Source organism: Sphingobacterium sp. UBA7253 (assembly GCF_002472745.1).
Taxonomy (GTDB): domain Bacteria; phylum Bacteroidota; class Bacteroidia; order Sphingobacteriales; family Sphingobacteriaceae; genus Sphingobacterium; species Sphingobacterium siyangense.
This window is the reverse complement of record NZ_DKSP01000147.1, coordinates 24,620-25,553: the sequence shown is the minus strand read 5'-3', so window position 1 is coordinate 25,553 and position 934 is coordinate 24,620. Positions and strand designations below refer to the sequence as shown.

Below are 934 nucleotides of genomic sequence, written 5' to 3'. Positions count from 1 at the left end.
GACATCTATATTTTTTTGCCAGATTTTCATTCGTATAATTTCTTTTTGATCCCGTTATTATCAAAAGCCTTTGGTCGGTTTAGCGTTGATTGAAGCTCCTGATAATTCTATCACATACAATTTTTACAAAAATACCAATTGCAAATGGTTATATCAATGCAAAGATTGCATACATTTTGCTCGGACAATTTGATGAAAAACAAAAAATCTCGTAAAAAAAAAGGGCCGTTACAAAAAAAATTAAATGTTAAAAGTTTGTTAAATCGCGATAAACACACATTATAAGTAACCACTCACTTTATTTTTAAAAGTTATTTTGTCAGTTTTTTAAGTATTCCTATGTTTGTAGTGTAAGGGAGATGAAAAAATAGAAGATGGTAAGGTTAGTAAATACTTACCGCTTTAAATACACCGAAATTTCAAACCAAATATGATAGACCCCAAAGTCTTAAAACTTGAAAGAAATTACCTAACCAATTGTGAATCGAAATTTAAAGGCACGTCAAACCAAGATGTGCCTTTTTTCTTGTGCTGCTTATTTTATTGTTTTCAAAGCTGTAATCCGTTCGCTACCAATCGATGGTTTATTGTATATTTTTTGTCAAGTAAGCGACAAGAGGTCGAGCCAAATTTCTCTTTTAATTGAAATTTTGGCTATTTTTGTTTGACATAATTGAGAATATTCAACATAGAAACGTATACGATGGGAACAGAAAGCAAGAGACAGCAACGTTTTGCTGGGGTGATTCAACAGGATTTAGCAGCATTATTTCAACGCGAAGGTAATTCATGGGCTCCTGGAGCATTTATTACGGTTACACGGGTTCGTGTTACGCCGGATTTAGCGATTGCCCGCGTTTACGTGAGCTTTTTAAACACAAAAACGGCACAGGAGGATATTAAGGCCATTCGTTCCAAAACATCTGAAATACGC

1 protein-coding gene is annotated in these 934 nt (G+C 33.8%); it reads left to right on the top strand.

Annotated features, from left to right (window positions below):
* Nucleotides 1–703: 703 nt before the first annotated feature.
* Nucleotides 704–934, top strand: a 231-nt coding sequence (locus B2X72_RS15285; RefSeq protein WP_286850408.1) for a ribosome-binding factor A, incomplete at its 3' end; no start/stop codon positions are given.